The following is a 26,425-nucleotide window of genomic DNA, read 5'->3' as shown; positions in this document are numbered from 1 at the left end:
TTTTATCCGATTTGATTCTTTTTCAAGGAAACAGGTTCGTCGTCCCAGCATTCAATCTCTTCATTGTTTGGAACAGCGTTTTTATAGAAAACAGGATCTTTGCCTTCTTTTTTCTGTCTCATGTAATCCTTCAGTGCTGCAAAGGCGACTTTGGACAACATGGTAATGGCAATGAGGTTGACGATGACCATGAGACCCATGAATAAGTCGGCTAGACCCCAAACGAGAGGAACAGTCGCAACAGCTCCGAAAAGAACCATGCCAATGACAGCAACACGATAGATGTTGAGCCAAATTTTATTCGCTCCCAAGAACTCAATGTTCGTTTCACCATAGTAATAGTTACCAATTAACGTACTAAAAGCGAATAAGAAAATCATGATCGCCAGGAATCCAGAAGCCCAAGGGCCAATGTGCTGGCTTAATGAAGCCTGAGTTAGCTCAATTCCTTCCAGATTGGTTGTTTTATACGCATCAGAGAACAGAACAAGAAAGGCTGTGCTTGTACAAATAATTAACGTATCTGTTAACACACCAAATGCTTGGATTAATCCTTGTTTGACGGGGTGGCTCGTGACAGCAGTTGCTGCTGCGTTAGGGGCACTACCCATACCGGCTTCGTTTGAGAAGAGACCGCGTTTAATCCCTTGTAACAATGCTCCACCTAATGTGCCGCCGGCAAACTGTTCAAATCCGAAAGCGTGCTTCACAATCGTACTGATGACACCTGGTAGTTCAGTGATATTTGTGATAATGACAAAGAAAGCAATCCCGATGTAAGCAACGGCAAGAAAAACGACAATATATTCAGATGCTTTTGCAATCGCTTTGATCCCTTTGAAAATAATGAACGCAAAAATAACAGCCATAACGATTCCGACAGTTAAACGATCTAGGCCAAAAGAGTTTTTAAAAGCGACGGTGATTGTATTTGATTGCACGGCGTTAAAGACAATCCCAAAAGAGATCGTGATCAGGATGGCAAATAAAATCCCCATCCAGCGCTTATTTAATCCTTTTTCCATGTAATAAGCAGGTCCACCGCGGAATCCTGTTTTATCTTTTACTTTATACACCTGAGCTAGTGTACTTTCAACAAAGCTTGAAGCAGAACCGATAATCGCTACGATCCACATCCAGAAGATTGCGCCAGGTCCACCGATCGCAATAGCGATGGCAATCCCTGTGATATTCCCTGTTCCGACACGTGCTGCCATACTGATGGCAAATGCTTGGAACGGTGAGATTCCCTCTTTTTCTTTTCTTCCTTCTTTTAGAACACGCAGCATTTCTTTCAGCATTCTGACTTGCAGGAAGCGTGATCTATATGTGAAGTAGACCCCTACTCCAAGTAACAGAGCAATGATTAGATAAGTCCAAATAAAATCATTTGTAGTTGTTAAATAAGATAGCAAAGCTTTTTCGTTCATAACATCACCTCTTCGATTTCATCACTGTTCTCTTTAAAAAATACTGAGATCCCACTCTTTGGCGAGTTTCTTCAGCATCATGACACCGGTAATACTATTTCCACAATCGTCAATGGCAGGACCATAAATGCCGATACCGCAGCCTGTCTGAAATGGGAATTCTCTTCTTGCGCTTGGCGGAACGCAAGCCATGATTCCTCCAGACACACCACTTTTGGCTGGAACGCCTACGAAAGCAGCAAAATTACCAGACGCATTGTACATGCCGCATGTCAGCATCAATGCCTTTGTTAGTCTTGCGATATCTTTTGGGATGACTTGGACTTGTTTAAAGGGATGGTAGCCATCACTTGAAATAATCAGTCCAATCAAGGCGATGTCCTCTGTTGTAACCTCAATGGAACATTGCTTTAAATACACTTCTAACGTGTCCTCGACATCTGATTCTAAGTAATTGGTTTCTTTTAAATAATAAGCAAGTGCCCGGTTGCGGTGTGCAGTTGCCCATTCTGATTGATAAACCTCTTCATTAACAGAAGGACGCTTACCTATTAAGTTTTCGATTAAATCGAAAATATATGCTAGCTTTTCTGTAGAAGTCTTTCCAGGAAGGATGGAGGATACGGTAATAGCTCCAGCATTAATCATTGGATTAAAGGGCTTCCCTGGTTTATGCATCTCAAGGCGGTAGATGGAATTAAATGCATCACCAGTTGGCTCTACATCTACCCGATCCAAGACGTACGGAACGCCTCTTCCTAAACAGGCAGCTATAAAGCTGATGACTTTTGAGATACTTTGCAGGGTAAAGGGAACGTCCCAATCACCATAACGTACAGATGATCCATCTGGGCCTATCACGCTGATACCAAGTTGAGAGGAATTTACTTTTCCGAGTGCTGGAATGTAGCCAGCGTTCTGCCCGTTTTTGTAATACGGACGTATTTCTTCTGCCCATTGATCAACAGAAGACTGGCATGCGTGTTGTGTATTATTAGAAATTGCTGTTTTCATACGATTCCTCCAATCAAAAATCAAAAAGTACCCTATTGAATTGGCGGATGACAAAAAATGCGATCAAATAGGCACGAAAACATGTTACACATCTTCAAAGAACTTGTCATGCGCTGCTTGTACCACTCCTTTACACCTAAATATATGTTCAAATGAAGGCTTTGGCGGCGAAACAACAAAAAGGGTTTTTAGTGAAAAGTAAGAAAACGCTTACATATAGTTTCACTAAAATTATTTATTCAATTTATCTTGGAAACTACACAATCTGACGAAAATCTACAGAAAAACTTACAAATAAAAAATCAGTCTGCATGCAATTGTCTAAACAATTCCCATTATTGTAGACAATCTCCAAATCGTAGAATAGCTGAAAGGTCACCATGCCTCCTCGGAGAATAGTCATAAAAAATGATTTTGAAGAGAGAAGTAGCCGTGAAAATAATTTTTTTGCTCATTGTGAAGCAAAGAGTCTCCTTGTATACTGTGGCTATGTAAACAGGGGAAGGGATGTCAGTCATTTGAGTTTAAACCAGCTTGTCAAAAAAGACGCATTTATTTTGATTTTTATGATCGTCATTGTGCCGCTTGCGGGAGAGCTGAAGTTTTATCCTGTGAATGAAACATTTCGTATTAGTTTTGGGGCACCTGCGTTTTTCTTTTGCTTATTACTTTTAAGAAAATCAAGACCATTGCTGCCAGGGTTTTTAACAGGTGCAGCCATTGTCCTATTTCGAGTAGGTTTAGATCTTATTCAGCAAAAAGCTGATTTGGCTCTGTCATTTTATCAGCAGTTTCCGAGCTTCTTTTTTTACTTTACTTATGCTTTTCTTTTCTTTGTTGTCCGTACAGGACGTTTCAAGCAACGTTCCATTTTTATTGGGCTGATCGGACTGATGATTGAACTGCTTGCTGATTTTGTTGAGCTGTTTGTACAATTTTTAGTGTTTGATACAACCATGACTTTCTCAAAGCTGAGTGATATGATGCTCATTGCATTTGCTCACAGCTTCGTGGTCATCAGCTTTTTTAATATGATGAGGCTGTATGAGGCACAATCAAGAGAGAAACAAATCATGAAGCAAAATGAGCATATGATGATGGTCATTTCAAATCTATATGAGGAAACAGTTCATTTAAAGAAAACGTTAAATCATACAGAGCACATAACGCAAGAATCCTATCGGCTCTATCGTCTGCTGAATGAACATGAGGCAGGAAAGAAAGTGAGTCAAGAGCTGCTCAAGCTTGCAGGGGAAATACATGAAGTCAAAAAGGACAATCAGCGTATTTACGCTGGGCTTTCAAAGCTAATTTCCAAGGAGAATATGCAAGATTATATGAGGGCAGAGGATCTTGTTCAAATCGTGATTCGCATTCAAGAGAAATATGCGCTATCTCTCGGGAAGAACATTTCCTTTACATCTGATATAAAAGGCATTCACTTGCATGAGTATCATGTGTTCATTTTCTTATCGCTGATTAATAATTTAATGGCAAATGCAGTTGAAGCAATCAAGGATGATGGAGCCATCTCACTCGTATTAAAAGGGAGTCATGATAAAATAGAGATTCGGGTTGAGGATGATGGACCGGGTATTCCTGAGAAATTGAGAGAGATTGTATTTGATCCTGGATATACCTCAAAATTTGATGCATATGGAACACCGTCAACTGGGATTGGCTTATCCTATGTGAGAGAGCTGGTTCAAGAGCTGGACGGTCAAATCCAGATTGAGCAGAAAGAAACGAAGGGAACAGCTTTTCAGCTTGTCCTTCCGATAAAAAATTTAATACAGAGAGGGTGAGTGTATGCGATTTTTCATTGCAGATGATGATCGTGCAATACGCTCGATTTTAGGTCAGATCATTGAGGATGAGGATCTAGGAGAGGTCGTGGATGAAGCTGATGACGGCATTGGATTAGAAGCGCATTCATTGAACCTGAAAAAAGTAGACATCCTTCTGATTGATCTTTTAATGCCAGCTAGAGACGGCATTCAAACCATACGTCATATTCACCCTGAATTCAAAGGAAAGGTCATCATGATATCTCAAGTAGAAGCAAAAGAGATGATGGCAGAAGCCTATGAACTTGGAATTGAATATTATATTCATAAACCCGTCAATCGAATTGAGATTGTCAGTGTCATTCGAAAGGTCATGGAGCGGATCAAGCTCGAAAAATCAATTTACGATATTCAAGCTTCTCTTCGGCATGTGCTGCCATTAGAGCCAGTGCTTTCTCATGAGACAGGTACTGGATCAAAGCGAAGAACGATGAAAGAGGCAGGGGAATTCCTCCTATCTGAATTAGGAATTGTCGGAGAGAGTGGCTCTAAGGATTTACTAGAGATCTTGATCTACTTACATGAAACGCAGACAGCCAATTCTCATGAGGTGAATTTTCCGCCATTAAAGCAGCTATTTATCAAAACGGCGGAACGAAAGCTTGGTCGTGGTGCGTCGGATGTGGAAGTAATGCGGGAAGTGAAAGCAGCAGAGCAGCGAATTAGACGAGCCATCCATCATTCCTTAAATCATTTCGCATCACTTGGGCTCACAGATTTTTCAAATCCTAAATTTGAGCACTATGCGTCGAAGTTTTTTGATTTCACTGATGTCAGCCAAAGAATGAAAGAAATGCAGAAGACTTCTTCATCTGCAGGGTCAACAGGCAGAGTCAATACGAAAAAGTTCGTGCAAATCTTTTATTTTGAAGCAAAGCAGCTATTCGAAGGGATGAGCTGAGGGAAATCTATTGGAATGATTGGAGAAAATAAACAGAGACAGAGTGCTTTTGACTATGAGCCGCCTTGCTCTTTTAGACGTCTTTGTTATTTATCTGATCATTCTGATTTTTCTTTTTTCTTGAAAATAAAACTCTCCTGTGCAATCGTTTGTTAAAATAGTGAGGTTAGACTAGAATGTCGGAGGTTTTATTTTGGGAAAAATTAAACGAAATGCGCTCTGCCCATGCGGAAGCGGAAAAAAATATAAACATTGCTGTGGTCAAAAGTCAGGCGGAGAACAAACGTCTGAGCTTGTGTTTAAGGAAGCTGTACAAGTTCAAAAGGATTTAATGAATTATGCGTTCTCTAAGCATCAGAGAGCGATCAATCAATTCATTAATGAGTTTTCTTTCCTAGCAGATATGGATAAAGAAACGCAACAAATCTCAGTCTTTCATTTGAGTGTATGGGGCATTTTCTTCCGCCCATTAACAGATAAGAAAGAGACCATCTTCCAAGAATTCCTGACAAAAAAAGCAGAAGATATTACCCGTCCTAAAACACGACAAGTGGTTGAATCTTGGACAGACATGGAGCCATCTTTGCTTTTATTAAATGAAAAAACGGACGAGTCTCTTTACTTTGAGAATATGGTGACAGCTGAGAAGGTTGAAGTTGATGTGAAGCCGGATCAAACTGTGCTGCCAGAGAAAGGTAGTCTTGTTCTAGGTTTCCCTGTTCAGTTTGAAGAAAAGGCAGAGTTTTTCATTCAATATACGATGTTTGCGAAAGAGTTTACTGATACGCTTCTTCTTCAGGTTCGCCAGCTCGTTGAAGCACATGAGGCAAACGGAGGAGCACGCAGCACATTTATGAGAGAAGCCTTCCCTGAAGTGCTGAAGTGTATGTTTGCGAAGCAAGAAGTTGAAGAAACAGAAGCGCCTGCTCAAACAGAAGGAAGTACAGTAGGGCTATCAGCAGATCGGATGGACTGGGCTAGTGATGTTCAGCTGGAAACAGCCAAGCTGATTGAAGACGGGATGAAAGAGCACGGTGACCAAAGCCTGACAGATGGCGCTTTAACGGTTTGGAAAGCTTACTGTGATCAGAAAGCACCTGTGATCCGTAAAGCGGCGTCATTTGCTGCGGGAATCGAATATTATATTCATTCACTTGCAAGTGATGCCCCGCTTTCTCAAGCACAAGTTGCTAAAAAGTATGGCATTAGTGCGTCCACTGTATCGAGCCGATTTAAAGACATTGAAAAAGCGGTCAAAGAAGAGCAAGAGACGACTGTATCATAGCATGAAAAAAGACGCGGCACCTTTCAAGGAGTCAGCGTCTTTTTTTCATCATCTTGTTTTAATAAAACCACTCATGTATTGCTCTGTATTATAATCATTGAGGTCAATTTTCCACTGACCATCTCCGTTACGTTTCATTTTCACTTCATACTCAGCAGGGCTTGAGACTGGAGGAAGCTTTTCAAACTCAGATGCGTACATATTCAAGCTTTTCTTATACAATTCTTCTTTCGAACGGATTTTGCCGTTGTAAAACTCATCTCTTTGTTTGTCTAGTTTGTCTTTTAAGTTAGAAGCATCAATACCGGTTACTTGAGCGACAACCTTCGCTTCGTCATCTGAGATGGTTTTCACACTTGTTTCCACTTTCGCTTTATCCTTCATTGTATTTTGCATGCGTTTGTACATGGATAAAATATCGCGGTCACTGACTTCGTTTCCATATATGCCCGCACTTCTCTTAAAGTCTTTCACGAACATTTCGTGATATTTATTAACGACATCTGATTGATTGTCACCTGTTAATTCTGAGAATTGATCATTCTTTTTGTCAAAAACAATGAGATCTGTATAAGCAGATAGCGCTTTTGCTGGGTTATCTAGCTTTTTCGCTGTATCTAGTATCTTTTCGCCGTCTAGTTCAATTTCGATCGAATCGCTGTTTTTCTTGATGCTATCTTGGTACACGAACTGATATTTTTTACCTTTATCTACTAGGAAATAAAGCGCTCCTGATAGTGATTTCCCTTTGTTCAATGACCCAAGATCAAGGCGGTCTTTACTGCCGTAGAATTTTAAATCAGAGACTTTGGCATCGTCCTGATAAAGGGTGAAATCAGAGTTATATAGTGAAAGGGCTTTATCACCTTTGTTGGTGATCGTCAGGTTGACTTTTAACACCAATTCATTGTCTCGCAAGGTAGTTGTTGAGTCTTCTGGTAACGTATATTCGTAGCTATTCACTTTTACCTCTGCTGTTTTTGTTGATTTTTGGTCAGCCTTTGTTGATTTTGCTGAGCTCTGGCAGGCTGCAGAGATGATCATCACGAATGAAATCATGAGGAGTGCACTTATTTTTTTAAGATTCACAGTTGATGCTCCTTTGCTTTTCTTTCGTCATTTTCTTCCCGTTATCTGACTGAGAAAAAAGAAACAGATAGAATGGTATATTCGGGTGTTAAAGGGGAAAATATCCTAATGACGATTTGCACTATTCATTCTATCGAATTTCATTCGTGATGAGGAATAGGTTTTAGTCCCTATCTTTGATAGATTTTTACACAAATACCTATAAAAAACGGAATTTAATAAGTAGAATATACTAGTTAATAAGAATTAATTTATCTATTTATCATGGGTTTTAAATGTTTTTTGTATAAAATTCTTGAAGTGGAGGTAGTTTTCATTTCAAAAGATGTGTTAGAATTCACATCGCAAAACTTTTTTCTTTCAAAGCGTCCACCTCCAGATTGATTTTCAGAGAGCAGAATACTTGAATGTTGAAAATGATTCATGGGAAAATAAGGATGATTAAGCAGATAAGGGAGATGAGCTTTTGAAAAAAGTAACGCTTGGACGAACTGATTTACAGGTGAATCCGATAGGGCTTGGAACAAATGCAGTAGGCGGGCATAATTTATTCCCGAATCTGAGTGAAGATGCAGGGCGGGAGCTAGTAGAAACAGCTCTTGATCATGGTGTCAATTTCTTAGATTCTGCTTTTATTTATGGGCTGGGCCGTTCAGAAGAATTGATTGGCGAGATCATTGCCAAAAGAGGCGGCAGAAAAGAACTGGTTCTTGCGACAAAAGGGGCTCATAAAGAAGTAAACGGACAAATTGAACTGGATAATAGCCGAGATTTCTTAAGACAGCAGGTCGAAGACAGCCTGAAGAGGCTGCAAACCGATTATATTGATTTGTACTATATGCATTTCCCAGACGGTCGCACGCCGCTGGATGAAGTAGCCGGTACTTTAAAGGAATTGAAGGATGAGGGGAAAATCCGGGCAATTGGGGCATCAAACCTTGATTTTGAACAGCTTCAAACCTTTAATCGAGATGGATACCTAGACGTGCTTCAATCAGAGTATTCTCTGCTGAAACGTCAGGCCGAGCAAGACCTTCTCCCATACTGCGTGGAGCATGGGATTTCCTTTATCCCTTATTTTCCATTGGCGTCAGGCCTGTTGACCGGGAAGTTTACAAAGGATGCGACATTTGATGATATTCGAGCAAAGGACCCGCTTTTCCAAGGTGATGCTTTCCTTCAAAACCTCGAAAAAGTAGACAAGCTGAAGGCCATTGCGCAATCAAAACATGCCGAAACAGCTCATGTAGCGCTGGCGTGGCTATTGGCGCAGGATGGCATTGATGCCATAATTCCGGGTGCAAAACGAGCCGAGCAAGTCTTACAAAACTTGAAAACAAACGATGTTCAGTTAACAAAAGAAGAAATCAACGAAATCGATCAGATCTTTTCATAATATAAAAAATAAGGTGCCAAGCAGCACCTTATTTTTTTATGCCATTGTGAGAGGAATCTTGATCACGAGCCTCAGGTTTGGAGAACGATACGTAAAATCAAGCGTGCCGTCTGCCTTTTCAACAAGCTGATGAATGATATAAGTACCCATACCTTGATGATCACCGCCTTTTGTCGAGCGGCCAAACGTCTTAAACAGATGATCTAATACGTGTTTTTCCATTCCCTTCGTACTGTTTTCACAATGAATCAAAAAGAGCCCGCTCCGTATGGAAGTCGTGATCGAGATGCTTCCCTCGTTCCCAGCTTGCTTCGCTTCAATGGCGGCGTCTAATGCGTTATCAAGCAGGTTGCCAGTAAAACTCACCTGATCCGCCTTAGAAAAAGGCAGAGAAGAAAAGGGTGCTTGAAGATCTAGTGAAAGGGCGATGTCCTCTTTTTCAGCCCGCTGGAAAAAGGAATGAAGGGTTGAGGCCAAATAAGCATTTTCCCCTTTGATCCAAGGGAAATGTTTCACATATTGCTGAATCAAATCTTTGATCTCATGCTCGTCATTCGATGCGGAAAAGGCATTTAAATGTCTAGCTGTTTCATGGTGTTTACTTCGCAGCTCAAGCAGCAAGTCATTGGTTCTCGACTCAGCATGAATCAGCTCTTGAAGCCGTCCATTTAATCGTTGCTCCGTTTGCATTATCTTGAAGGAAAGGAGATCGGCTGTCAAAATGATGATGACAGTTAAAAGATGGCTGAGCCCATTTCCGTGATTGAGAAAAAGTGAAATTCCTGAACAGGTGATGAGCACAAAAGCGCCTAATATCACGTAACCACTCATACCTAGCCAAAACCTTTTGTAAATGAAAAAGGTGTAAAGGCACATGATGCAAAAGGTCAGAAGCCACACCATGCTTGATGACAAAGGCAGAACAGCTTTAGCAGCAGCATGAACTGCAAGACCCAGCCAGATGAGCGTATATATGCGAAATCCAAGATAAAAAGCGTTCACGTTCGTTCTCCTTAAAAGTAGTATTTCTTAAAGTATTCTAATTGCTGCTTCGTCATCATGGCTTTTTTATCAGTCCCTTCAAAAGACACGATAAATGAATTTTTGGCATACGCCGAAAAGTTCTTAATGTAATGAATATTGATGATAAACGACCGGTGGGAGCGGATAAAGTCTTTCTCAGCTAAATCACCTTTTAACTCGTTGAGAGTTTGGTATGTTTGAATATCTCCTGTTGTTGTGACAATGGTCGTCGACCTGCCAGTACGTTCAACAAAGATGACATCCTTTTTTTGCAGTACATGGATATCTGATTGCTGCTTGATGAGAAGCCGTCCGTGAATGCTTTTCTCCTGCTTGGTGGACATGTAGCGCTCTAAAGATTTGGCAATTCGATCAGCTTGATAGGGCTTCATAATATAATCATGGACATTCAAATCAAAGGCATGAACAGCATACCCACTGTTTCCCGTCACAAATACAACATCTACATTCAGTGCATGAGAGTGAATAAGGTCTGCTAATTCATAGCCTGACATGCCAGGCATCTCAATGTCTGCAAACAATAGATCAATGTCGCCCTGTTTGACCTTCTCATATGCATCCTCCGCTGACTGTGTCACAAAAACGATGTCAACGGTATCCATTCTGCCGACAATGGCATGCAGCTTTTCTAAATCCACTCGGTAATCATCGACAAGACCTACTTTTATCATAAAAATCACCTATGACTCTTCTTATTATTTGTCTATTTTACCATTTGTTTTTTAAAATGGATCATTTCAAGACAGAAAAAGGACGTTTCGCGACATTTTTATGTCAGACAGGCGGTATTTTTTCTATCATAGACGTAGATAGTCGAAAGGGGCGAACCAAATGATTACTCTCAGCGATTGTAGTTGCTGGTTTACAGATAAGAAAAAAGTCGTAAAGGCGATGAAACATATGACGTTCTCCGTGAAGGAAGGAGAAGTTGTCGGCATCTTAGGAGAAAATGGTGCGGGGAAAACCACATTATTACGCGCCGTTGCGACATTATTGGAGCCTACTCATGGAACAGTCAATGTTGCAGGCTTTGATACAGTCAAAGAAGCAACTGAAGTGAAGAAGCGAATTGGGGTCTTATTTGGCGGCGAGACGGGACTTTATGACCGTTTGACGGCTCGTGAAAACCTTGAATACTTTGGGAAATTATATGGCTTAGATCAGCATGAAATCAAAGCAAGAATTGAGGATTTGGCAAAGCGATTCGGGATGAGGCAGTACATGGATCGCAAGGTAAAAGGATTTTCAAGAGGGATGAAGCAAAAGGTGGCGATTGCCAGAACATTGATTCATGACCCTGACATTATTTTGTTTGACGAACCGACAACAGGTTTAGATATCACATCGAGTAATATTTTCAGAGAGTTTATTCATCAGTTGAAACAGCAAAATAAAACGATTCTATTTTCAAGCCACATCATGGAAGAAGTCAGCCTGCTTTGTGACAGTGTCATGATGATTCATCAAGGGGAGCTCGTGTACAAAGGAACGCTTCCAGAATTATATGCACAGGAACAAAGTGAAGACTTGAATTACATCTTTATGTCGAAGCTCGCAAGGGGGAATGCATAATGTGGAAAACCGTCTTTTTAAAAGAAATGACAGATTCGCTCAGAGACAGGAAAACGTTGCTCTTAACAGTGTTGATCCCTCTTTTGACGATGCTCGGACTCGTGTTTTTCTACGAAAGCATGATCGCTGATCCAGGCGATAAAACGTATACAGTCGCAATCAATGAAAAGCTTCCGTCCGATATGAATGACATGATCAAAGAAGTGAAAAACCTGAAACTTGAAACTTTTGATGACCCGCAGCAAGCCGTTAAAGACGGTGAGGCAAATGCTTATCTAGAAATGCCAAAAGATGCAGGCGATATGCTTCAGCATCAAACATCGTTTGCCATTAAAGTCCATGGGTATCCAACAGATGATGATTCCGTGATTGCGGTTCAAATGCTGCAATCATTGCTTGAACAGTATCAAAACCAAGTCGTAGAAAAGCGTTTGGCACAGGATCAGATCAAATCGTCAGTGATTCATCCATTTGAGGTGCAATCGGTTGATGTGCAAGAAGGAGAGGACGGGGACGGAGAAAACGGTGTGACCACCATGCTGCTGTCGATTCTCCTTCCAATGATTTTAGTGACGTCCGTGATCTCAGGTGCTTTGCCAGCTGCTCTTGATATCGTAGCAGGTGAAAAGGATAGAAAGTCAATTGAAGCTTTATTCCTGACACCGGCCAGCAGACTTCAGCTTTTGATTGGAAAATGGCTAGCTGTTTCTATGTTTGGTATATTAAGTGGCATTGTGGCGATTGGTATGCTGCTGCTCTCTACATTGCTCTTTACAGAAAAGCTGAAACAAGCGCTGAACTTCGGAGATCAAGTGTGGAGCATCATCGGTGTTATGTTTGCGGCATTAATTATTTTCTCATTCATGGTATCCATGATTGAACTGCTGCTCAGTGTCGTTTCAAGCTCAGTGAAAGAAGCACAATCGTACATGTCCATGATCATTACACTAGGTGTGATTCCGATGTTTTTCACCATGAGAGCAGGCGCTATGCAGCTAGATACGTATTACTTTGCGATCCCATTCCTTAATATTCACGCACTATGCAAGCAATTGATGTTTGGCATCGTTGACCCAATGTCGATTGGCCTGACGCTCGGCTCCTCGGCGCTGACAGTGATGATCTTGTTTGTCATCGTGAGAAGTTTGTTTATGAAAGAGAAATGGATGCTTGCGAAATAGAAAGAACATTTCATTGATAGAAATGAAGAACTTGTAGATTTTTTCTACAAGTTTTTTGTTTTGTATGTTTAAGTGAGTGATAAAAAAGGGATCACAATGTGAATGAGGTGATAGAATAAAAATGCTCAGTCGTGTAAAATTGACTTCATTTCACTTAAAAGGGGTTTTGTATATGAGTGATCAATTAGAAGATGATGATGTTTTGGGGTTATGTAATATATATGCTCAGCAAACACATCATTTTGAAGCTTTCATTTTAGGGAATAAAAAAGGACTGATAGAATTGAGAAATGCAATTGATAGAGCTTTAGAAACAGGTAGTTCTGTTGCACATTTATTCCCATCTGACTATGAAGGCGATGAGCAAAGTTTCGAGAAATTAATCACTCCTTATGTAGAGGAATACATACAAGAAGATGATGCAGTTGATCCGATTGACATCATAAAAGGATATGATGCTGAAAAGGGGAATTCATCTTCATAGTATGTTGTATCCTTTTGTCAGTATAGGCCTTGTAATAAGGAGGTGCGAAAATTGCCCGCAGCTTTCAGTTATGGAATCACCTGTTTCATCGCTTTTCTACTAATCATTTTCGTTCTCACCCATAAAAAACTAGAAAAAAAACTAGATCTCACAATTTTGATCGTAGTAGCCACCACATTATTGATGGTGAATGTCTTTTGGGTGTGGGTCACCATTTTCTTCCTTACTTGCTTGTATGTCGGAATCAAATATAGACATCAATCGAAAAAAGACTAAAGAAAACCCCCGGGAACCGGGGGTTTTCTTTAGTTCTTGATGAACTTTTCAACCAATGAGCTTGTTTTGTAGTCGTTCAAATCAAGTTTCCATTGGTCGATATCGTTTTTCTTCATGTTCACTTCTACTGTTTCTTCAGAAGATGATGGTCCTAATTTTTTAAATTCATCTGGATAGATAGAAAGTAGATATTTCTGAGCATCATCATAAGATGCTGTACGGTTTTTGCTGTAGAATTCAGTTGCTTTTTCTTTTAAACGATCGACAAGCGGGCTTGCATCAATTGGTGTAAGTGTCACAGTCACGACAGCTTTATCACCGCTGATTGATTTTGTTTTCGTTGATACTTTTGATTTTTCAGCTAATGTTTCTTTCACAGCTTTTAGAAGCTTATCAAGGTTTTCGTCTTTTGCTGAGCTAGATGAAATACCAGAAGAAGAAATATAGCCTTGTTTGAATGATTTATCAAATTCGTTTACGACAGTTGATTTGTTATCACCTGTTAGTTTTTCGAAATCGTCATTTTTCTTACCAAAAATCATGACATCAATATAAGAAGAAAGGGCTTTTGCAGACGCTTGAAGTGTATCTGCCTTTTTCATCAAGTCTTTTCCTTTAATATCGAATTCTAGTGTTTTGTCATCTTTTTTCGATCCAGAACCAGGCTCTGTGTAAACCAATTGATAGTCTTTTTCTTTATCAACCACAAAGAAAAGACCACCTTTTGATACTTTACCTGCATTTAGAGAACTTGAAGATAATACTTCGTTGTAGTCATCAGGAGAGATGGTAGACACCTGAGCGTCATCTTGGTAAAGCGTAAAGTTGCTTTTATCCACATTCAATGGTTCTTTGCTGATGTTTTTTACAGATACATTCACTTTTAGGACATACTGATCATCCTGAACAGATGTATCGTATTGAGGTGGTAAAGTGTACTCAGCACTTTCTACTTTTACTTCAGCTGCATCAAGAGATTTTTTTGTATCGCTTTCTTTCGCAGCAGTTTTGTCTTTTCCACCACTACAAGCAGCAGCGACAACAGTTACACACAAAATCAGAAGAAACAGGGATAATTTCTTTTTAAACATGAGATGTTTTCCTCCTCGGGTTTTATGGTGAATTTCATTGGAAAGCTTTAGTTCATATCGTTCTTTTTGCACAAAAAGAAAAATACTGTATGTTTTTTACTGTAGAATGAAGCGAAAGTACTGTCAATACCTCAGTGCGTTCGAAAGGTTCATCCACTTCAAGTAGTAAAAATGACACTATGTTGAGAGGAGAAATGTGTATTTTATTGTTTGAAATCTCCTGTAAAAACTCAACATTTTATATTTTAAGGTTTTGAGTCGGATTATTGAATAGGTTCAAATGACTGTTTTTGAAGAAGATGTAGCAAATAGAAGGATTTTTATGACTTGTAAATGAGTCGTTAGTAATGAATATTTTTTCCTGTGATGTGTATGATCACTAGGTTTGTGTGTTGTTGACATAGAGACACTTGTCCAGCGAAATGTTGAGGTATTTAGACAGGCTCTCGACACGGAATGTGTCTTTTCCCTTCAAAATGGCAGTCATCTACACAGAAACCCTACATAAAATAAAAGAGAAATGAATGGGAGGTGGATGTATGGCAGTGGTAAGAGCGACAAGCTCTGATATTGATTTAATGGCCAGACTGCTGAGAGCCGAAGCGGAAGGTGAAGGGAAACAAGGGATGCTGCTTGTAGGAAATGTAGGCATCAATCGTTTGCGTGCCAACTGTTCTGACTTTAAAGGGCTGCGTACGATTCCACAAATGATTTATCAGGAGCATGCGTTTGAGGCAGTCACGCATGGCTATTTTTATCAGCGAGCACGAGAAAGTGAAAAGACACTTGCACGGAGGAACATTAATGGTGAACGATTTTGGCCTGCGAAATTCAGCCTTTGGTATTTCAAACCGCCTGGAAATTGTCCATCCACTTGGTACAATCAGCCGTTTGTGGCAAGGTATAAGTCACATTGCTTTTACCAGCCCACAGCTGAAACATGTGAGAATGTTTATAACACCTTTTAGCTTGATGAACAGCACAATCCTTTGTATTCAAGAGGATTGTGTTTTTCTTTTTTTCAAAATGGGTAACCATTGTGTATCAACAAGATGAAGCACGTGATTGGAGGAAATGAAGATGTATCAAGATTTAAAAGGGAAAACAGCCATTGTGACAGGTTCTTCTAAAGGCATAGGACAAGCCATTGCCTTGAGATTTGGACAAGAACAAATGAACGTGGTTGTGAATTATAAAGGCGATGAAGAGGGGGCTGAAGAAACAGTACAAGCCATTCAACAGCATGGAGGTAGGGCGGTGAAAGTACACGCAGATGTCTCCAAAGAGGAAGGAATTCAGGCGTTAATGGATGCCGCGCTGGAGAATTTTAACGCACTAGACGTGTTCGTCAATAATTCAGGCTTTAACGGTGAAGAAGCAATGCCGCATGAAATGACGTTGGAACAATGGCAAAAGGTCATTGATGTGAATATCACAGGCTCATTTTTAGGAGCAAAGGCAGCGATTGCCTATATGATGGAGCATGATGTGAAAGGGTCAATCTTGAATATATCCAGTGTCCATCAAGAGATCCCGCGTCCGTTCAATGTTCATTACTCTACTTCTAAAGGAGGAATGAATATGATGACGAAGACGCTGGCTCTTGATTATGCCGAAGCGGGTATTCGGGTCAATGCGATTGCACCAGGTACAATGGCAACGGAATCAAATGACGACCTTCAAGATGAACAGAAAAAACAAAAGCAACTTGAGAAAATTCCAATGAGAACGTTTGGCGATCCGAAAGAGATTGGGTCCGCCGCTGCATTTCTCGTATCGAAAGAAGCGGCCTATATTACAGGTACTACATTATTTGTTGATGGAGGAATGACGCTTTATCCTTCTCAATTAAATGATGAATAATAGAAAAACATCCGCCCCATTAGCCGGCGGATGTTTTTTCTTTGTAGCGGTGTGCTGACTTTGCTGGTTTGCCGAGCAGCATAGGATACTTGCTCAAGAAAGAGATACATGGCACCATGAGCAGCAATGTACCGATCGTATAAAAGAGCGTCCAAGAAAGCTGCGCTGTATCAGAGATATTGATGCCTAGTCCGTAATAAACAAATGCCTTCATGATATCGATACCGGCAAATTGCAGGACGAGAATCACAATGGAATGACGTCCGAGATACGTCAATATCGTGGACGTTTTCAATTTGAAGCTTAAATAAATAACAGCAGCTGAACCGAGCAGTGCACAAGCATAAAAAATGAATAGATCCCCATAGTCATTGACCCGCATATCAATTCGTGAATTAAAGCTTTGCATATATGCAGTCAGTACAAGCAGACCTGTACATAACAGAAGGGTAGGATCTGTTTTTAATTCCACAAACCATTGTTTTGCTAAAAATCCGATTGAATAAAACACAACAGCCGTTAACGCAACATTGGCATTCCAAGGGAGACTCTGGTTTAACAATAGCGTGGAAGCATATCCGGCTCCACCGCAAAGGACGGTCAGTAACATCAATACAGCTGGTTTTCCTTTTGTCAGACGATGCATTAAGAAAAACAACATTTCCACTAAAAAGAGCGTCGTTAAAAACCAGATGGCTGGGTTATGCGTCAGTCTTGCTTCATCGGCATTTGAAATGAAAATTCCCGTAAATGGAACGAAGGGATCAATATCTGTTTGCCCCTTAAAGGCGAAAAATCGGGTCACCGTGAACCAGAAAACGTACGTAATAATGGAGAAATAGAGATAAGGTAAGAGCAAGCTTTTCGCTTTTTTCTGTATAAATGATATAGCAGGTTGTGAGGATGATCGAAACATCATACCTGATAGTAAAAAGAAGAGTGGCATATGAAATGAGTATATAAATTGCTTGAATGAATCAGGAATGGGTACATGTGCCATAACGACGAGCAGAATGCCGATTCCTTTAGCCGCATCCACCCAGTCGAGTCGTTTATTCATGGCCAGTCATCTCCTTCCTTCTCAGCATTGTAAACCGTTACTTCATATGTACCTCTACTATATAAAAGGTACACCTACAATGCGTTTACAGTTCGCTAACGATTAGAAGACACATTTGCGATCAGATGACAGAAGGAAGCTTTTTGACATCTCGATGTTACATTTCCCATTTTTTATAACAATGTAAAAAAAGAAGCCAATGAAAGATTGGCTTCAAAATAGTTCTGCGATTCGTTCAAAGGAACGCTGTTTTTCCATTGGATCAAATGAATTGTTTAATATCATCATCTCGTCCGTTTGATAGCGGTCCATTAAGATTTGCAGCTGTTCTTTCACTGTTTGCTTTGAGCCAACAATCATTCGCTGGCGGTTTTGTAACACTTTTTTCTTTTCTTGCTCAGTGTAATGATAGTTCTCTGCTTCTTCTATAGAAGGAACGCGACTGTCCAGCCCTTTTTCAACCCGAAGTAGCCATAAGTCTGTACTGGTGGCAATGCGGCTTGCTTCCTCGTCTGTGTCTGCACAGATCACAAAGACAGCAAACATAGACTGAGGCTGACGTGAGAAAACGGATGGAGAAAAGTGTGACCGATACGCTTCAAAAGCTTGCCGGCCTCGTGCAGGATGAATAAAATGTCCGAAAATATAGTTGATTCCAAGTGATGCCGCCTGGATGGCACTGTTTTCCCCGAGTCCAAGCAGCCAGACTGGCGGATAAGAATCAACGAGCGGAGCCGCTTTCACTCCCGCATGCCGATGACCAGAAGGCAGGCTGTCAGATAAGTAAAAAAGAAGGTCCTCCAACTGGCGGTCAAATTGAGACAGTTCTTTCTTCACGCCGTCTGTCAAAGCGAGTCTCGTCCGTTCAATTCCGCCTGGGGATTTACCAACCCCGATCTCAATCCGCCCAGGGTAAAGGGCTTCAAGCTGGCGGATGACTTCTGCTACTTTAAAAGGGCTGTACTGCGGGAGTAAAATCCCCCCAGAGCCTGTGCGCAATGTCGATGTGTGTGAAGCAATATGTGCCATTAATATTTCAGGCGCTGTACTCGCGAGTCCTCTCGTGCTGTGGTGTTCAGCAAACCAATACCGCTCATACCCCAGTGTTTCCGCAAGCTTGGCCAGCTCTGTCGTATGAACCAATGTTTCTTGTGCGGTCTGACCTTTAGGGATGGCGACTTGATCTAATATATGAAGTGATGGCATCATCAACACCCTTTCATCAATACGTTGAATTCTATTCATAAGTATAAAGAAAGACATGAACGGAAGGAAATGAAAGGGTTTATCACAGCTATGTATGTGAATTTTCTATATCAACATATGAAGTGGAGGCGAGCTCTGTTTTTAAGCGAGAGGCTGTATAACGGGAACATTCGACAATGTTTCACATGAAACACTTCTTTTACGACATGAATCATTTTTGTCATGGATCTTTCTTTAAAAAAATATCATCATATTGAAACCTCTTTTATACATAGATCGTATATACTAGTAAATAGAAAAAAGAGTAAGAGGCTCCAATGTCATTTCATGAATTTTGTCGAATTTTCATGTATGATGATTTTAATAGGGTCCATCGCTTAATAAATAGATTTTTATTATGCTGGAGGAGTGATTGATTTGGCGATTACATTAGAAAAAGGTCAACGTATTGATTTAACAAAAGGAAAAGCAGGACTAACCAATATTCTAGTTGGACTTGGCTGGGACCCTGTGTCACAAGGCGGCGGTTTTCTTGGAAAGCTGTTTGGCGGCGGAGGCGGCGCTGATATTGATTGTGACGCTTCAGTGCTGATGCTGAAAAATGATAAGTTTGTTGAAAATAAAGATTTGATTTACTTTGGCAACTTGAAAAGCAAATGCGGCAGTGTTGAGCATACAGGTGACAACCTGACAGGTGAAGGAGACGGAGATGATGAACAAGTCCTCGTCAACTTAAGCAAGGTGCCAGGCAATGTGAATAAATTGGTGTTCGTTGTGAACATTTATGATGCACTTAGAAGAAACCAACACTTTGGTATGATTCAAAATGCTTACATCCGAATTGTTGACCGTTCAAACAATCAAGAATTAGTGAAATATAATTTGAAAGATGAATATGCAGGTAAAACATCATTAATCGTTGGAGAGCTTTATCGCCACGAGAATGAGTGGAAGTTTGCAGCTGTAGGAAATGGTACAAACGATGCGAAGCTTGCCGATATTACGAGAAACTACATTTAATTTAGAAGGGAGAGGTTCCTAGTGGGAATTTCTTTAGCGAAAGGTCAAAAAATTGATTTAACAAAAACGAATCCAGGTTTAACAAAAGTAGTCGTAGGTCTTGGCTGGGATGTAAACAAGTATGATGGCGGACATGACTTTGATCTAGACGCAAGCGTATTCCTGTTAGATGCAGCAGGGAAAGCAAACTCTCCATCTGACTTTGTCTTCTACAATCAAACAACTGGCGGTGGCGGAAGTATCGTACATACAGGCGATAACCGTACAGGTGAAGGAGACGGAGATGACGAGCAGGTCAATGTTGATCTTTCAACTGTACCAGCAAGTATTGAGAAAATCTCCTTCGTCATTACAATCCATGATGCAGAAGCACGCAGCCAAAACTTTGGACAGGTGTCTAACGCTTACGTCCGTATTTTAAATGCGGCATCAAATGAAGAGCTCATTCGCTATGATTTGGCAGAAGACTTTTCAATTGAAACAGCGATTATTGTAGGTGAATTATACCGTCATGGCGGAGAGTGGAAATTCTCAGCTGTTGGATCAGGCTATCAAGGCGGACTTGCCCGCATTGCAACAGACTTCGGCTTAGATATCGGGTAACGCCCGTTTTCATATTTTCAGGAGATAGGAGAGATACGAATATGGCGATTCAGCTTTCAAAAGGACAACGTGTCGATTTAACGAAAACCAATCCAGGGCTGACAAAAGTGATGATCGGACTTGGCTGGGATACGAATAAATATTCAGGCGGAGCCGAATTTGATTTGGACGCTTCGGCTTTCTTAGTAGATGCAAACAATCGTTGTCAACAAGACACAGACTTCGTGTTCTATAATAATCTGCAGCATCCAAGCGGTAGTGTTACTCATACCGGTGATAACCGTACGGGTGAAGGAGATGGAGATGACGAGCAAATTCTCGTTGATTTCTCGAAAATTCCTGCTAACATTGATCGTATCGGAATTACAGTGACGATTCATGATGCAGAGGCACGTAGCCAGAATTTTGGACAAGTCTCTAATGCATTTGTTCGTGTTGTAAATGAAGAGGGCGGGGAAGAATTGATTCGTTTTGATTTAGGGGAGGACTTCTCAATTGAAACAGCTGTCGTCGTATGCGAACTATACAGACACGGCAGCGATTGGAAGTTTAACGCAATCGGAAGCGGATTCTCTGGCGGACTTGCTGCTCTTTGTCAAAATTATGGGTTAGAAGTGTAAAGAGAAGAAACAACTTCATTCAAGAGGCGCTGCCAATGACTCATATGAGGGTATTTTCCAAAGTGAGAAAGAAACAGCGATCAAGAATAACAGCAGGCGAAAGCCTGCTGATGCTTCTACACTTATAGGAGGAAAACCAGTTGGACATTTTGAAACATATGTTGGACACGTATGCCTCGTTTTTTGATTGGCATATGTGGGCAGAGGTATTAACAGACCCTGTCTCTTGGGGGCTTATTGGGACCCTTGTCGTGCTTGAAGGTTTGTTGTCAGCGGATAACGCACTTGTATTAGCTGTTATGGTGAAACATTTACCTGAAAAGCAGCGTAAAAAGGCATTAACCTACGGATTAATTGGCGCTTATTTCTTCCGTTTTCTATTCATTGGCGTAGGGATGCTGCTTATTAAGTTTTGGTGGATTAAGGTTCTAGGCGCTGCATACTTAGCTTGGCTGGTCATTAAGCACTTCTGGTTAGGTGACGGAGATGACGAAGCGAAGGAATTGAAAAAAGAAGGCTGGATGATTCGTGTATTTGGCGTCTTCTGGGCAACTGTTATTTCTGTAGAAATTATGGACCTTGCCTTCTCGGTAGATAGTATTCTTGCTGCATTCGCTGTATCTGAGGAAGTATGGATTCTTCTTTTAGGTGGAATGCTTGGAATTCTCATGATGCGTACAGTGGCACAATTATTCCTTGTGCTCATCGACCGTATACCAGAGCTTGAGAATACGGCATTTATTCTCATTGGAATTATTGCCATCAAAATGGGCTTAAGTGCTGCTCATATTGAAATCCCGCATCTCGCATTCTTTGCGATTATTATCCTAGCGTTTATCGGAACGTTTATTGTTCATAAAATCAATAAGAAGAAGCATCAAGGTGTAACAAACGAAGCTGCGGCTTCAAAAGAAGAATAGGACGATCAAAAAGGAATGGAGTTGACTAGCGGCTCCATCCTTTTTTGAATCATCAAGTCATTACAACAGGAGGTGGCACTGCATGCGATATTTTCGTTTTTTATCAGAGACGAGGCAGCACGATATTTTTTTTAAGCGGCCGGCGGCAGTTCATTCATTGACGCCAAGGCATGTACTTGCGCATGCATTAGGTGCTACTTTGTATATGCCTGCGACAAGACAGGATGTAGCAGACATGCTGCTTTCGCAGAAATATGAAGCGCTTTGCTCTGTTGTGTTTTGCTTGGAGGACGCCATTGGTGATCAGGAAGTGGACATGGCTGAACAGAATATAGTGGCACAATTGACCTGCCTTTCTGAGACAATTCATCAATCTCCAGAAATGGCTGAGCATTTGCCGCTTTTATTTATTCGGGTTCGTTCGCCCAAACAGCTGCTCAAAATGGCAGATTTGCTCGGTTCCTCTCTTCATTTACTGACTGGTTTTGTGTTTCCAAAGTGCTCCGTTCACAATGCAAAGGAATATGTAGACAGTTTGAAACGAGCTTCAGCACAAACTCAGAAAACACTATACGGAATGCCCATTTTAGAAACACCAGATTTATTAGAAAAAGAAACGAGATATCAGGTGTTGTCTGAGTTAAAGCAGATCATGCTGAATGATGAGGAATATATTTTGAATATTCGCATTGGGGCAACGGATCTGTGTGGATTGTACGGCATTCGCCGTGATCGCGAGACCACCATTTATGAGATCAGAGTCATTGCTGAGTTGATCACAGATATCATCAATTATTTTGGTCGTTCATTTGTGATATCAGGAGCTGTATGGGAGCATTTTGGACCGGCACGAAAAGAACAAAATCCATTCATCCGTGCAATTTCTAAGAGCGGTGAATCTTCCTCATCTGAACTCGATCATATGCAAGGTCTGCTCAAAGAGACAAAGATGGATGTGGTAAACGGTATTCATGGCAAGACAGTCATCCATCCAACGCATCTCAAGCCAGTTCAAAGCATGTACGTTGTCACAAAGGAAGAGTACATGGATGCATTAAGTATTTTAGAGCATGCAGATGGTACAGTCGGCGTGTTGAAGAGTAACTTCTCTAATAAAATGAACGAAACGAAGCCGCACTATCGCTGGGCGGAAAACATTTTAATGAAGTCAGACATTTACGGGGTGTTTCATGAAAATAGAAGCTATATCGACATACTCACAGAATCAGAAGCCGCATACGCTGAACATCTTGGAACATATGGAGGTGGAGCTTAACCTCAAAGAGGGTACGCTTCAGCTTGAAAAAGAACATCTTTTTGACATGGCGGCACGGGTGAACAAAAAGAGAGCCTTTTTATTTGTTAGCAAGGTGCTCGGGAAACATATGCCTGTTCACCCGTTGAAACCACTCCTCGTCTCAGGTCTTTTAGCAATGGCTTATGCAAAAGAACAAACAGGCAAGACGCCCCCGCATCAAGACGATGTAGTAGAAGCACTAAAAACGAATGATCATGTTAAGTTAACTGAAGCCTATGCTGCGCTCAAAAAAGAGAAGCTTTCGGCGGTAAACGAGCCGATTGTGATCGGCTTTGCTGAAACGGCAACTGCGCTTGGTCATGGTGTGTATGACGTCATAGAAGGAGCATCTTACATTCATACGACACGTGAACAGCTGTTGGATCTTGATCCTTCACTCGTATTTGAAGAGGAACATTCTCATGCGACAGATCAGCTTTGCTACGCAGACGACGCCTTACTTCGTACGGATCGCCCGATTGTGCTAGTAGATGATGAGGTCACGACAGGCCGGACAAATATGAATATTATTCGGGATCTGCACGCAAAGCACCCTAGATCCTCTTATACGATTCTATCCATTTTGGATTGGAGAACAGAGGAGCACGAGGAAGCGATGCTTCAGCTTCAAGAGGAGCTAGGGGTAAATATCACATCATTATCTTTATTAAAAGGGCAGATGATGTTTCGGGGGACAACACTGGATGAGCCTGCTTATTCGTATGAAATTGCTGCGCAAGAGAAAAGACCTGAACTCTCTTTTCATTCTCTTCAATCCTTCTTTAAGCAAGTGCCATATTCACTTTCCCATGCAGTCAATCCGGCGGGGCATTCGCCGTATATCCATGAAACAGGTCGTTTCGGTTTAAGCGCAGCGGACACGGATGCTATTGATCAAGCAGCTGCTGAGGCTGGGCTGAAGCTTCAGCGAGAACGAAAAGGAAAACAGACACTCTGCTTAGGGACAGGAGAATTGATGTATGTGCCGATGAGGCTTGCAGCTCATATGGGCGAAGGTGTCCTTTTTCATTCGACGACAAGAAGTCCGATTCATCCGGTTGAAAAGGAAGGGTACGCTGTTCAAAACGGATTCGCATTTTTGAGTCCAGAGGATGCCCGCATTCAGCACTACGTGTACAATATCCCTAAAGATCAGTACGATGATGTCTTTTTGTTTTTTGAGAAAAAGGTGTCTCAAGAAGCTTTGATGCCGCTGATCCACTTATTTGCTGAGCGGCATGTGAAGCATGTGCATATTGTGACTTTATCAGATGAGGTGAAGGTGAATGGCTAACGTGTATACAAAGATGGGAAGCTATCCAGAGCAGGACGTAACCTTCTTACTCAAGGATTTATCATCGATTGAGATGGAGAAAAGTACAGAAGAGCGGGAGCGCTCTATTCAAAGCGGTGCCCATTACTCAGAAATGCTACCAATTGAATACAAGCCGACGGCATCTTATATGGACTTATTCTATCAATCTCTTGAAGAAAGTAAGCAAAAGGTAGCGGAAGCCGTAGCGGTTGTCGCAGAACAAATTGTGAAAAAGCGAGGCTTTCAAACCGTTCTTTGCAGCTTGGCACGGGCTGGGACACCAATCGGGGTGCTCATTAAACGGTATATCAGAAAGACGTATGGTCTCGATTTGCCGCATTATAGCATCTCTATTATTCGTGACCGCGGAATAGATGAGAATGCGCTGCATTATATACTCAAAGAACATCCAGGTTTTGAGATTGCCTTTATTGACGGTTGGACTGGAAAGGGTGCTATTTCCAAAGAGCTTCAAAAAGCGGTGCTCGATTTTGAACAGAAATATGGAATTCGTCTTTCGAGTGAGCTGGCTGTGCTTGCTGATCCTGGTTATTGTACGAGTGTTTACGGAACGAGAGAGGATTTCCTCATTCCAAGTGCCTGCTTGAATTCAACGGTATCTGGCCTAGTTAGTCGAACGGTGCTAAACAACCGCTGGATCCATGCCAATGATTTCCATGGGGCCAAGTATTATGAAGAGCTCATTGATGAGGATGTCTCTAATCTGTACGTGAATACAATTGAAGAAGCATTTTCTGAACTTAATGCAAATGTACAAGAGAAAGCAGAGACCCTGCTCGCACAAGGAACGCCTCCTGACTGGCGGGGGATGACCTCCATTGAAGCAATTGGTCAGGAGTTCCAAATTGACAATACGCATTTGATTAAGCCGGGCGTCGGTGAGACGACCCGTGTGCTGCTCAGAAGAGTCCCTTGGAAAATACTCATTCAGCCAGGATCTCGGGAAAAGCTCAAGCACATTTTACTACTCGCAGAGGACAGAGGCGTGCCTGTGATTGAATATGCCAACATGTCCTACACATGCTGCGGACTCATCCGCCCGTTGGAGCAATCGTCATGAAGAACATGGCATTTGCCAGTGACTTAGACCGGACACTGATATACTCACATCGAATGCTGGAGCAGTATGCATACAAGGGAGCATACGAATTAATTGAGGTGCTGGACGACCGGCCGCTTTCCTATGTGTCGATTGAAACGAAAGCATCCTTACAGGCAATTCATCAAGCAGGTTGGTTTATCCCAGTGACGACAAGAACGACAGCACAATTTGAACGAATCACTCTCTTTCAGCAAGAGATCAAACCAGAGTATGCCGTCACGACAAACGGCGGCTGTATCCTTCATCACGGCAAGCCGCTTGAGGAGTGGCAGGCGATTGTAGATGAGAGACTGCAAGAGTGTATGCCGGTGAGAGATATGCTGCGGGAGATCTCTGAACTTCCGGTTGCCGCTTGGGTGAAACGTACTCGAACAGCTGAGGGAAAATTTCTTTATTTAATTATGAAAGACGAGTTTCTTTCTCATATTCCGCTTGCTGAATTAAGGCTGTGGGGTGAGGAGAGAGGCTGGCAGGTTTCCCTTCAGGGCCGGAAGCTATATTTTATTCCAAAGCCGCTCAATAAGTGGGCTGCTGTTGCTTTTCTAAAAGAAAGGCTACACCTTGAATATGTATATGGTGCGGGCGACTCCTTGTTAGATGCTGATCTCATACGTCAAGCGGATAAAGGCTTCGCTCCGAGTCATGGGGAAGTCTTAGATGTTGAGCTATCGTTTGAACCGACGACAGCCTCTGGCATGGCGGCGGCAGACGAAATCGCCGCTTCTGTCGCAAAGAAGATGAACACAGCAAAAAAGCCTTCGATTCGATAGCAGAAGTAGAAGGCTGAA

Annotated in this window: 26 protein-coding genes; 18 read left to right on the top strand and 8 right to left on the bottom strand. The window is 41.5% G+C overall.

Going from position 1 to position 26,425, the window contains the following annotated elements:
• Positions 1–2: 2 nt before the first annotated feature.
• Together ACSBQP_RS15120 and ACSBQP_RS15115 are read right to left on the bottom strand one after the other, a co-directional pair.
• Positions 3–1,430, bottom strand: a complete 1,428-nt coding sequence (locus ACSBQP_RS15120; protein ID WP_017358609.1) for an alanine/glycine:cation symporter family protein — start codon at positions 1,428–1,430, stop codon at positions 3–5.
• Positions 1,431–1,463: 33 nt separating this feature from the next.
• Positions 1,464–2,444, bottom strand: coding sequence for a glutaminase (locus ACSBQP_RS15115; RefSeq protein ID WP_008342152.1), 981 nt, complete (start codon positions 2,442–2,444; stop codon positions 1,464–1,466).
• 518 nt (positions 2,445–2,962) lie between these two features.
• Between ACSBQP_RS15115 and ACSBQP_RS15110 the strand changes: the two genes are divergently transcribed.
• The 3 genes from ACSBQP_RS15110 (at position 2,963) to ACSBQP_RS15100 (ending at position 6,477) form a co-directional block, all read left to right on the top strand.
• Entirely contained in the window at positions 2,963–4,249 is a 1,287-nt protein-coding gene (locus ACSBQP_RS15110) for an ATP-binding protein (RefSeq protein ID WP_435028561.1), read from the top strand.
• 4 nt (positions 4,250–4,253) lie between these two features.
• Positions 4,254–5,192, top strand: coding sequence for a response regulator (locus tag ACSBQP_RS15105; RefSeq protein ID WP_060832041.1), 939 nt, complete (start codon positions 4,254–4,256; stop codon positions 5,190–5,192).
• Positions 5,193–5,385: 193 nt separating this feature from the next.
• A complete protein-coding gene (locus tag ACSBQP_RS15100; RefSeq protein WP_024719014.1) occupies positions 5,386–6,477 on the top strand; it encodes an SEC-C metal-binding domain-containing protein in 1,092 nt (363 codons plus the stop codon).
• Between the two features lie 48 nt (positions 6,478–6,525).
• Here the strand turns inward: ACSBQP_RS15100 and ACSBQP_RS15095 are convergent, their stop codons facing one another.
• Positions 6,526–7,566 carry a DUF4352 domain-containing protein gene (locus tag ACSBQP_RS15095; protein WP_008342147.1) on the bottom strand — a complete coding sequence of 347 codons (1,041 nt, stop codon included), beginning with the start codon at positions 7,564–7,566 and terminating at the stop codon, positions 6,526–6,528.
• A gap of 466 nt (positions 7,567–8,032) precedes the next feature.
• On the opposite strand from ACSBQP_RS15095, the gene ACSBQP_RS15090 reads away from it, so the two are divergent.
• A complete protein-coding gene (locus tag ACSBQP_RS15090; protein WP_008342143.1) occupies positions 8,033–8,962 on the top strand; it encodes an aldo/keto reductase in 930 nt (309 codons plus the stop codon).
• 36 nt (positions 8,963–8,998) lie between these two features.
• Here ACSBQP_RS15090 and ACSBQP_RS15085 read toward each other — a convergent pair whose 3' ends face one another.
• Together ACSBQP_RS15085 and ACSBQP_RS15080 are read right to left on the bottom strand one after the other, a co-directional pair.
• Entirely contained in the window at positions 8,999–9,964 is a 966-nt protein-coding gene (locus ACSBQP_RS15085; RefSeq protein WP_017366548.1) for a sensor histidine kinase, read from the bottom strand.
• 11 nt (positions 9,965–9,975) lie between these two features.
• Positions 9,976–10,677 carry a LytR/AlgR family response regulator transcription factor gene (locus ACSBQP_RS15080; protein ID WP_017366549.1) on the bottom strand — a complete coding sequence of 234 codons (702 nt, stop codon included), beginning with the start codon at positions 10,675–10,677 and terminating at the stop codon, positions 9,976–9,978.
• A gap of 160 nt (positions 10,678–10,837) precedes the next feature.
• Here ACSBQP_RS15080 and ACSBQP_RS15075 point away from each other — a divergent pair, with 160 nt between their 5' ends.
• From ACSBQP_RS15075 to ACSBQP_RS15060, 4 genes are all read left to right on the top strand, one after another.
• Entirely contained in the window at positions 10,838–11,578 is a 741-nt protein-coding gene (locus tag ACSBQP_RS15075; RefSeq protein ID WP_007498365.1) for an ATP-binding cassette domain-containing protein, read from the top strand.
• On the top strand, positions 11,578–12,759 hold the full coding sequence (locus ACSBQP_RS15070) for an ABC transporter permease (protein WP_050826896.1): 1,182 nt from the start codon (positions 11,578–11,580) through the stop codon (positions 12,757–12,759). Before ACSBQP_RS15075 ends, ACSBQP_RS15070 begins: the two co-directional genes overlap by 1 nt.
• Before the next feature lie 172 nt (positions 12,760–12,931).
• Positions 12,932–13,243 (top strand): hypothetical protein, encoded by a 312-nt coding sequence (locus ACSBQP_RS15065; RefSeq protein WP_017366552.1) that lies wholly within the window; start codon positions 12,932–12,934, stop codon positions 13,241–13,243.
• 51 nt (positions 13,244–13,294) lie between these two features.
• Positions 13,295–13,519 carry a hypothetical protein gene (locus ACSBQP_RS15060; RefSeq protein WP_435028558.1) on the top strand — a complete coding sequence of 75 codons (225 nt, stop codon included), beginning with the start codon at positions 13,295–13,297 and terminating at the stop codon, positions 13,517–13,519.
• Positions 13,520–13,548: 29 nt separating this feature from the next.
• Here ACSBQP_RS15060 and ACSBQP_RS15055 read toward each other — a convergent pair whose 3' ends face one another.
• Positions 13,549–14,610 (bottom strand): DUF4352 domain-containing protein, encoded by a 1,062-nt coding sequence (locus tag ACSBQP_RS15055; protein WP_007498351.1) that lies wholly within the window; start codon positions 14,608–14,610, stop codon positions 13,549–13,551.
• 539 nt (positions 14,611–15,149) lie between these two features.
• On the opposite strand from ACSBQP_RS15055, the gene ACSBQP_RS15050 reads away from it, so the two are divergent.
• Together ACSBQP_RS15050 and ACSBQP_RS15045 are read left to right on the top strand one after the other, a co-directional pair.
• Positions 15,150–15,578, top strand: a complete 429-nt coding sequence (locus tag ACSBQP_RS15050) for a cell wall hydrolase (protein WP_008342138.1) — start codon at positions 15,150–15,152, stop codon at positions 15,576–15,578.
• Positions 15,579–15,690: 112 nt separating this feature from the next.
• Entirely contained in the window at positions 15,691–16,473 is a 783-nt protein-coding gene (locus ACSBQP_RS15045; protein WP_017366553.1) for a glucose 1-dehydrogenase, read from the top strand.
• 19 nt (positions 16,474–16,492) lie between these two features.
• On the opposite strand, the gene ACSBQP_RS15040 is transcribed toward ACSBQP_RS15045, so the two are convergent.
• Together ACSBQP_RS15040 and ACSBQP_RS15035 are read right to left on the bottom strand one after the other, a co-directional pair.
• Entirely contained in the window at positions 16,493–17,533 is a 1,041-nt protein-coding gene (locus ACSBQP_RS15040; RefSeq protein WP_035703090.1) for an acyltransferase family protein, read from the bottom strand.
• A 213-nt stretch (positions 17,534–17,746) separates the two neighbouring features.
• Complete coding sequence (locus tag ACSBQP_RS15035; protein ID WP_435028557.1) at positions 17,747–18,739, bottom strand: LLM class flavin-dependent oxidoreductase; 993 nt, start codon at positions 18,737–18,739, stop codon at positions 17,747–17,749.
• A 417-nt stretch (positions 18,740–19,156) separates the two neighbouring features.
• Between ACSBQP_RS15035 and ACSBQP_RS15030 the strand changes: the two genes are divergently transcribed.
• The 8 genes from ACSBQP_RS15030 (at position 19,157) to ACSBQP_RS14995 (ending at position 26,407) form a co-directional block, all read left to right on the top strand.
• Positions 19,157–19,759 carry a TerD family protein gene (locus ACSBQP_RS15030; protein ID WP_017358594.1) on the top strand — a complete coding sequence of 201 codons (603 nt, stop codon included), beginning with the start codon at positions 19,157–19,159 and terminating at the stop codon, positions 19,757–19,759.
• Between the two features lie 21 nt (positions 19,760–19,780).
• Positions 19,781–20,362, top strand: coding sequence for a TerD family protein (locus ACSBQP_RS15025; RefSeq protein WP_008342133.1), 582 nt, complete (start codon positions 19,781–19,783; stop codon positions 20,360–20,362).
• Between the two features lie 41 nt (positions 20,363–20,403).
• A complete protein-coding gene (locus ACSBQP_RS15020; RefSeq protein WP_007498343.1) occupies positions 20,404–20,982 on the top strand; it encodes a TerD family protein in 579 nt (192 codons plus the stop codon).
• Between the two features lie 140 nt (positions 20,983–21,122).
• On the top strand, positions 21,123–21,902 hold the full coding sequence (locus ACSBQP_RS15015) for a TerC family protein (RefSeq protein WP_008342130.1): 780 nt from the start codon (positions 21,123–21,125) through the stop codon (positions 21,900–21,902).
• Between the two features lie 82 nt (positions 21,903–21,984).
• The gene (locus ACSBQP_RS15010; RefSeq protein WP_427215041.1) at positions 21,985–23,178 is read left to right on the top strand and encodes an HpcH/HpaI aldolase/citrate lyase family protein; all 1,194 of its coding nucleotides are present in this window, start codon (positions 21,985–21,987) and stop codon (positions 23,176–23,178) included.
• Positions 23,162–24,493 (top strand): phosphoribosyltransferase family protein, encoded by a 1,332-nt coding sequence (locus ACSBQP_RS15005; protein ID WP_098680981.1) that lies wholly within the window; start codon positions 23,162–23,164, stop codon positions 24,491–24,493. Before ACSBQP_RS15010 ends, ACSBQP_RS15005 begins: the two co-directional genes overlap by 17 nt.
• On the top strand, positions 24,486–25,595 hold the full coding sequence (locus ACSBQP_RS15000; protein WP_210552296.1) for a cysteine protease StiP family protein: 1,110 nt from the start codon (positions 24,486–24,488) through the stop codon (positions 25,593–25,595). The genes ACSBQP_RS15005 and ACSBQP_RS15000 overlap by 8 nt, the downstream gene beginning before the upstream one ends.
• Entirely contained in the window at positions 25,592–26,407 is an 816-nt protein-coding gene (locus tag ACSBQP_RS14995) for an HAD family hydrolase (RefSeq protein ID WP_435028556.1), read from the top strand. The genes ACSBQP_RS15000 and ACSBQP_RS14995 overlap by 4 nt, the downstream gene beginning before the upstream one ends.
• Positions 26,408–26,425 lie beyond the last annotated feature (18 nt).

Origin of the sequence: Bacillus sp. G402, assembly GCF_051172515.1 — a bacterium.
GTDB classification, from domain to species: Bacteria; Bacillota; Bacilli; order Bacillales; family Bacillaceae; genus Bacillus; species Bacillus altitudinis.
The sequence above is the reverse complement of the archived record's forward strand: the minus strand, read 5'-3'. Positions and strand labels throughout refer to the sequence as shown.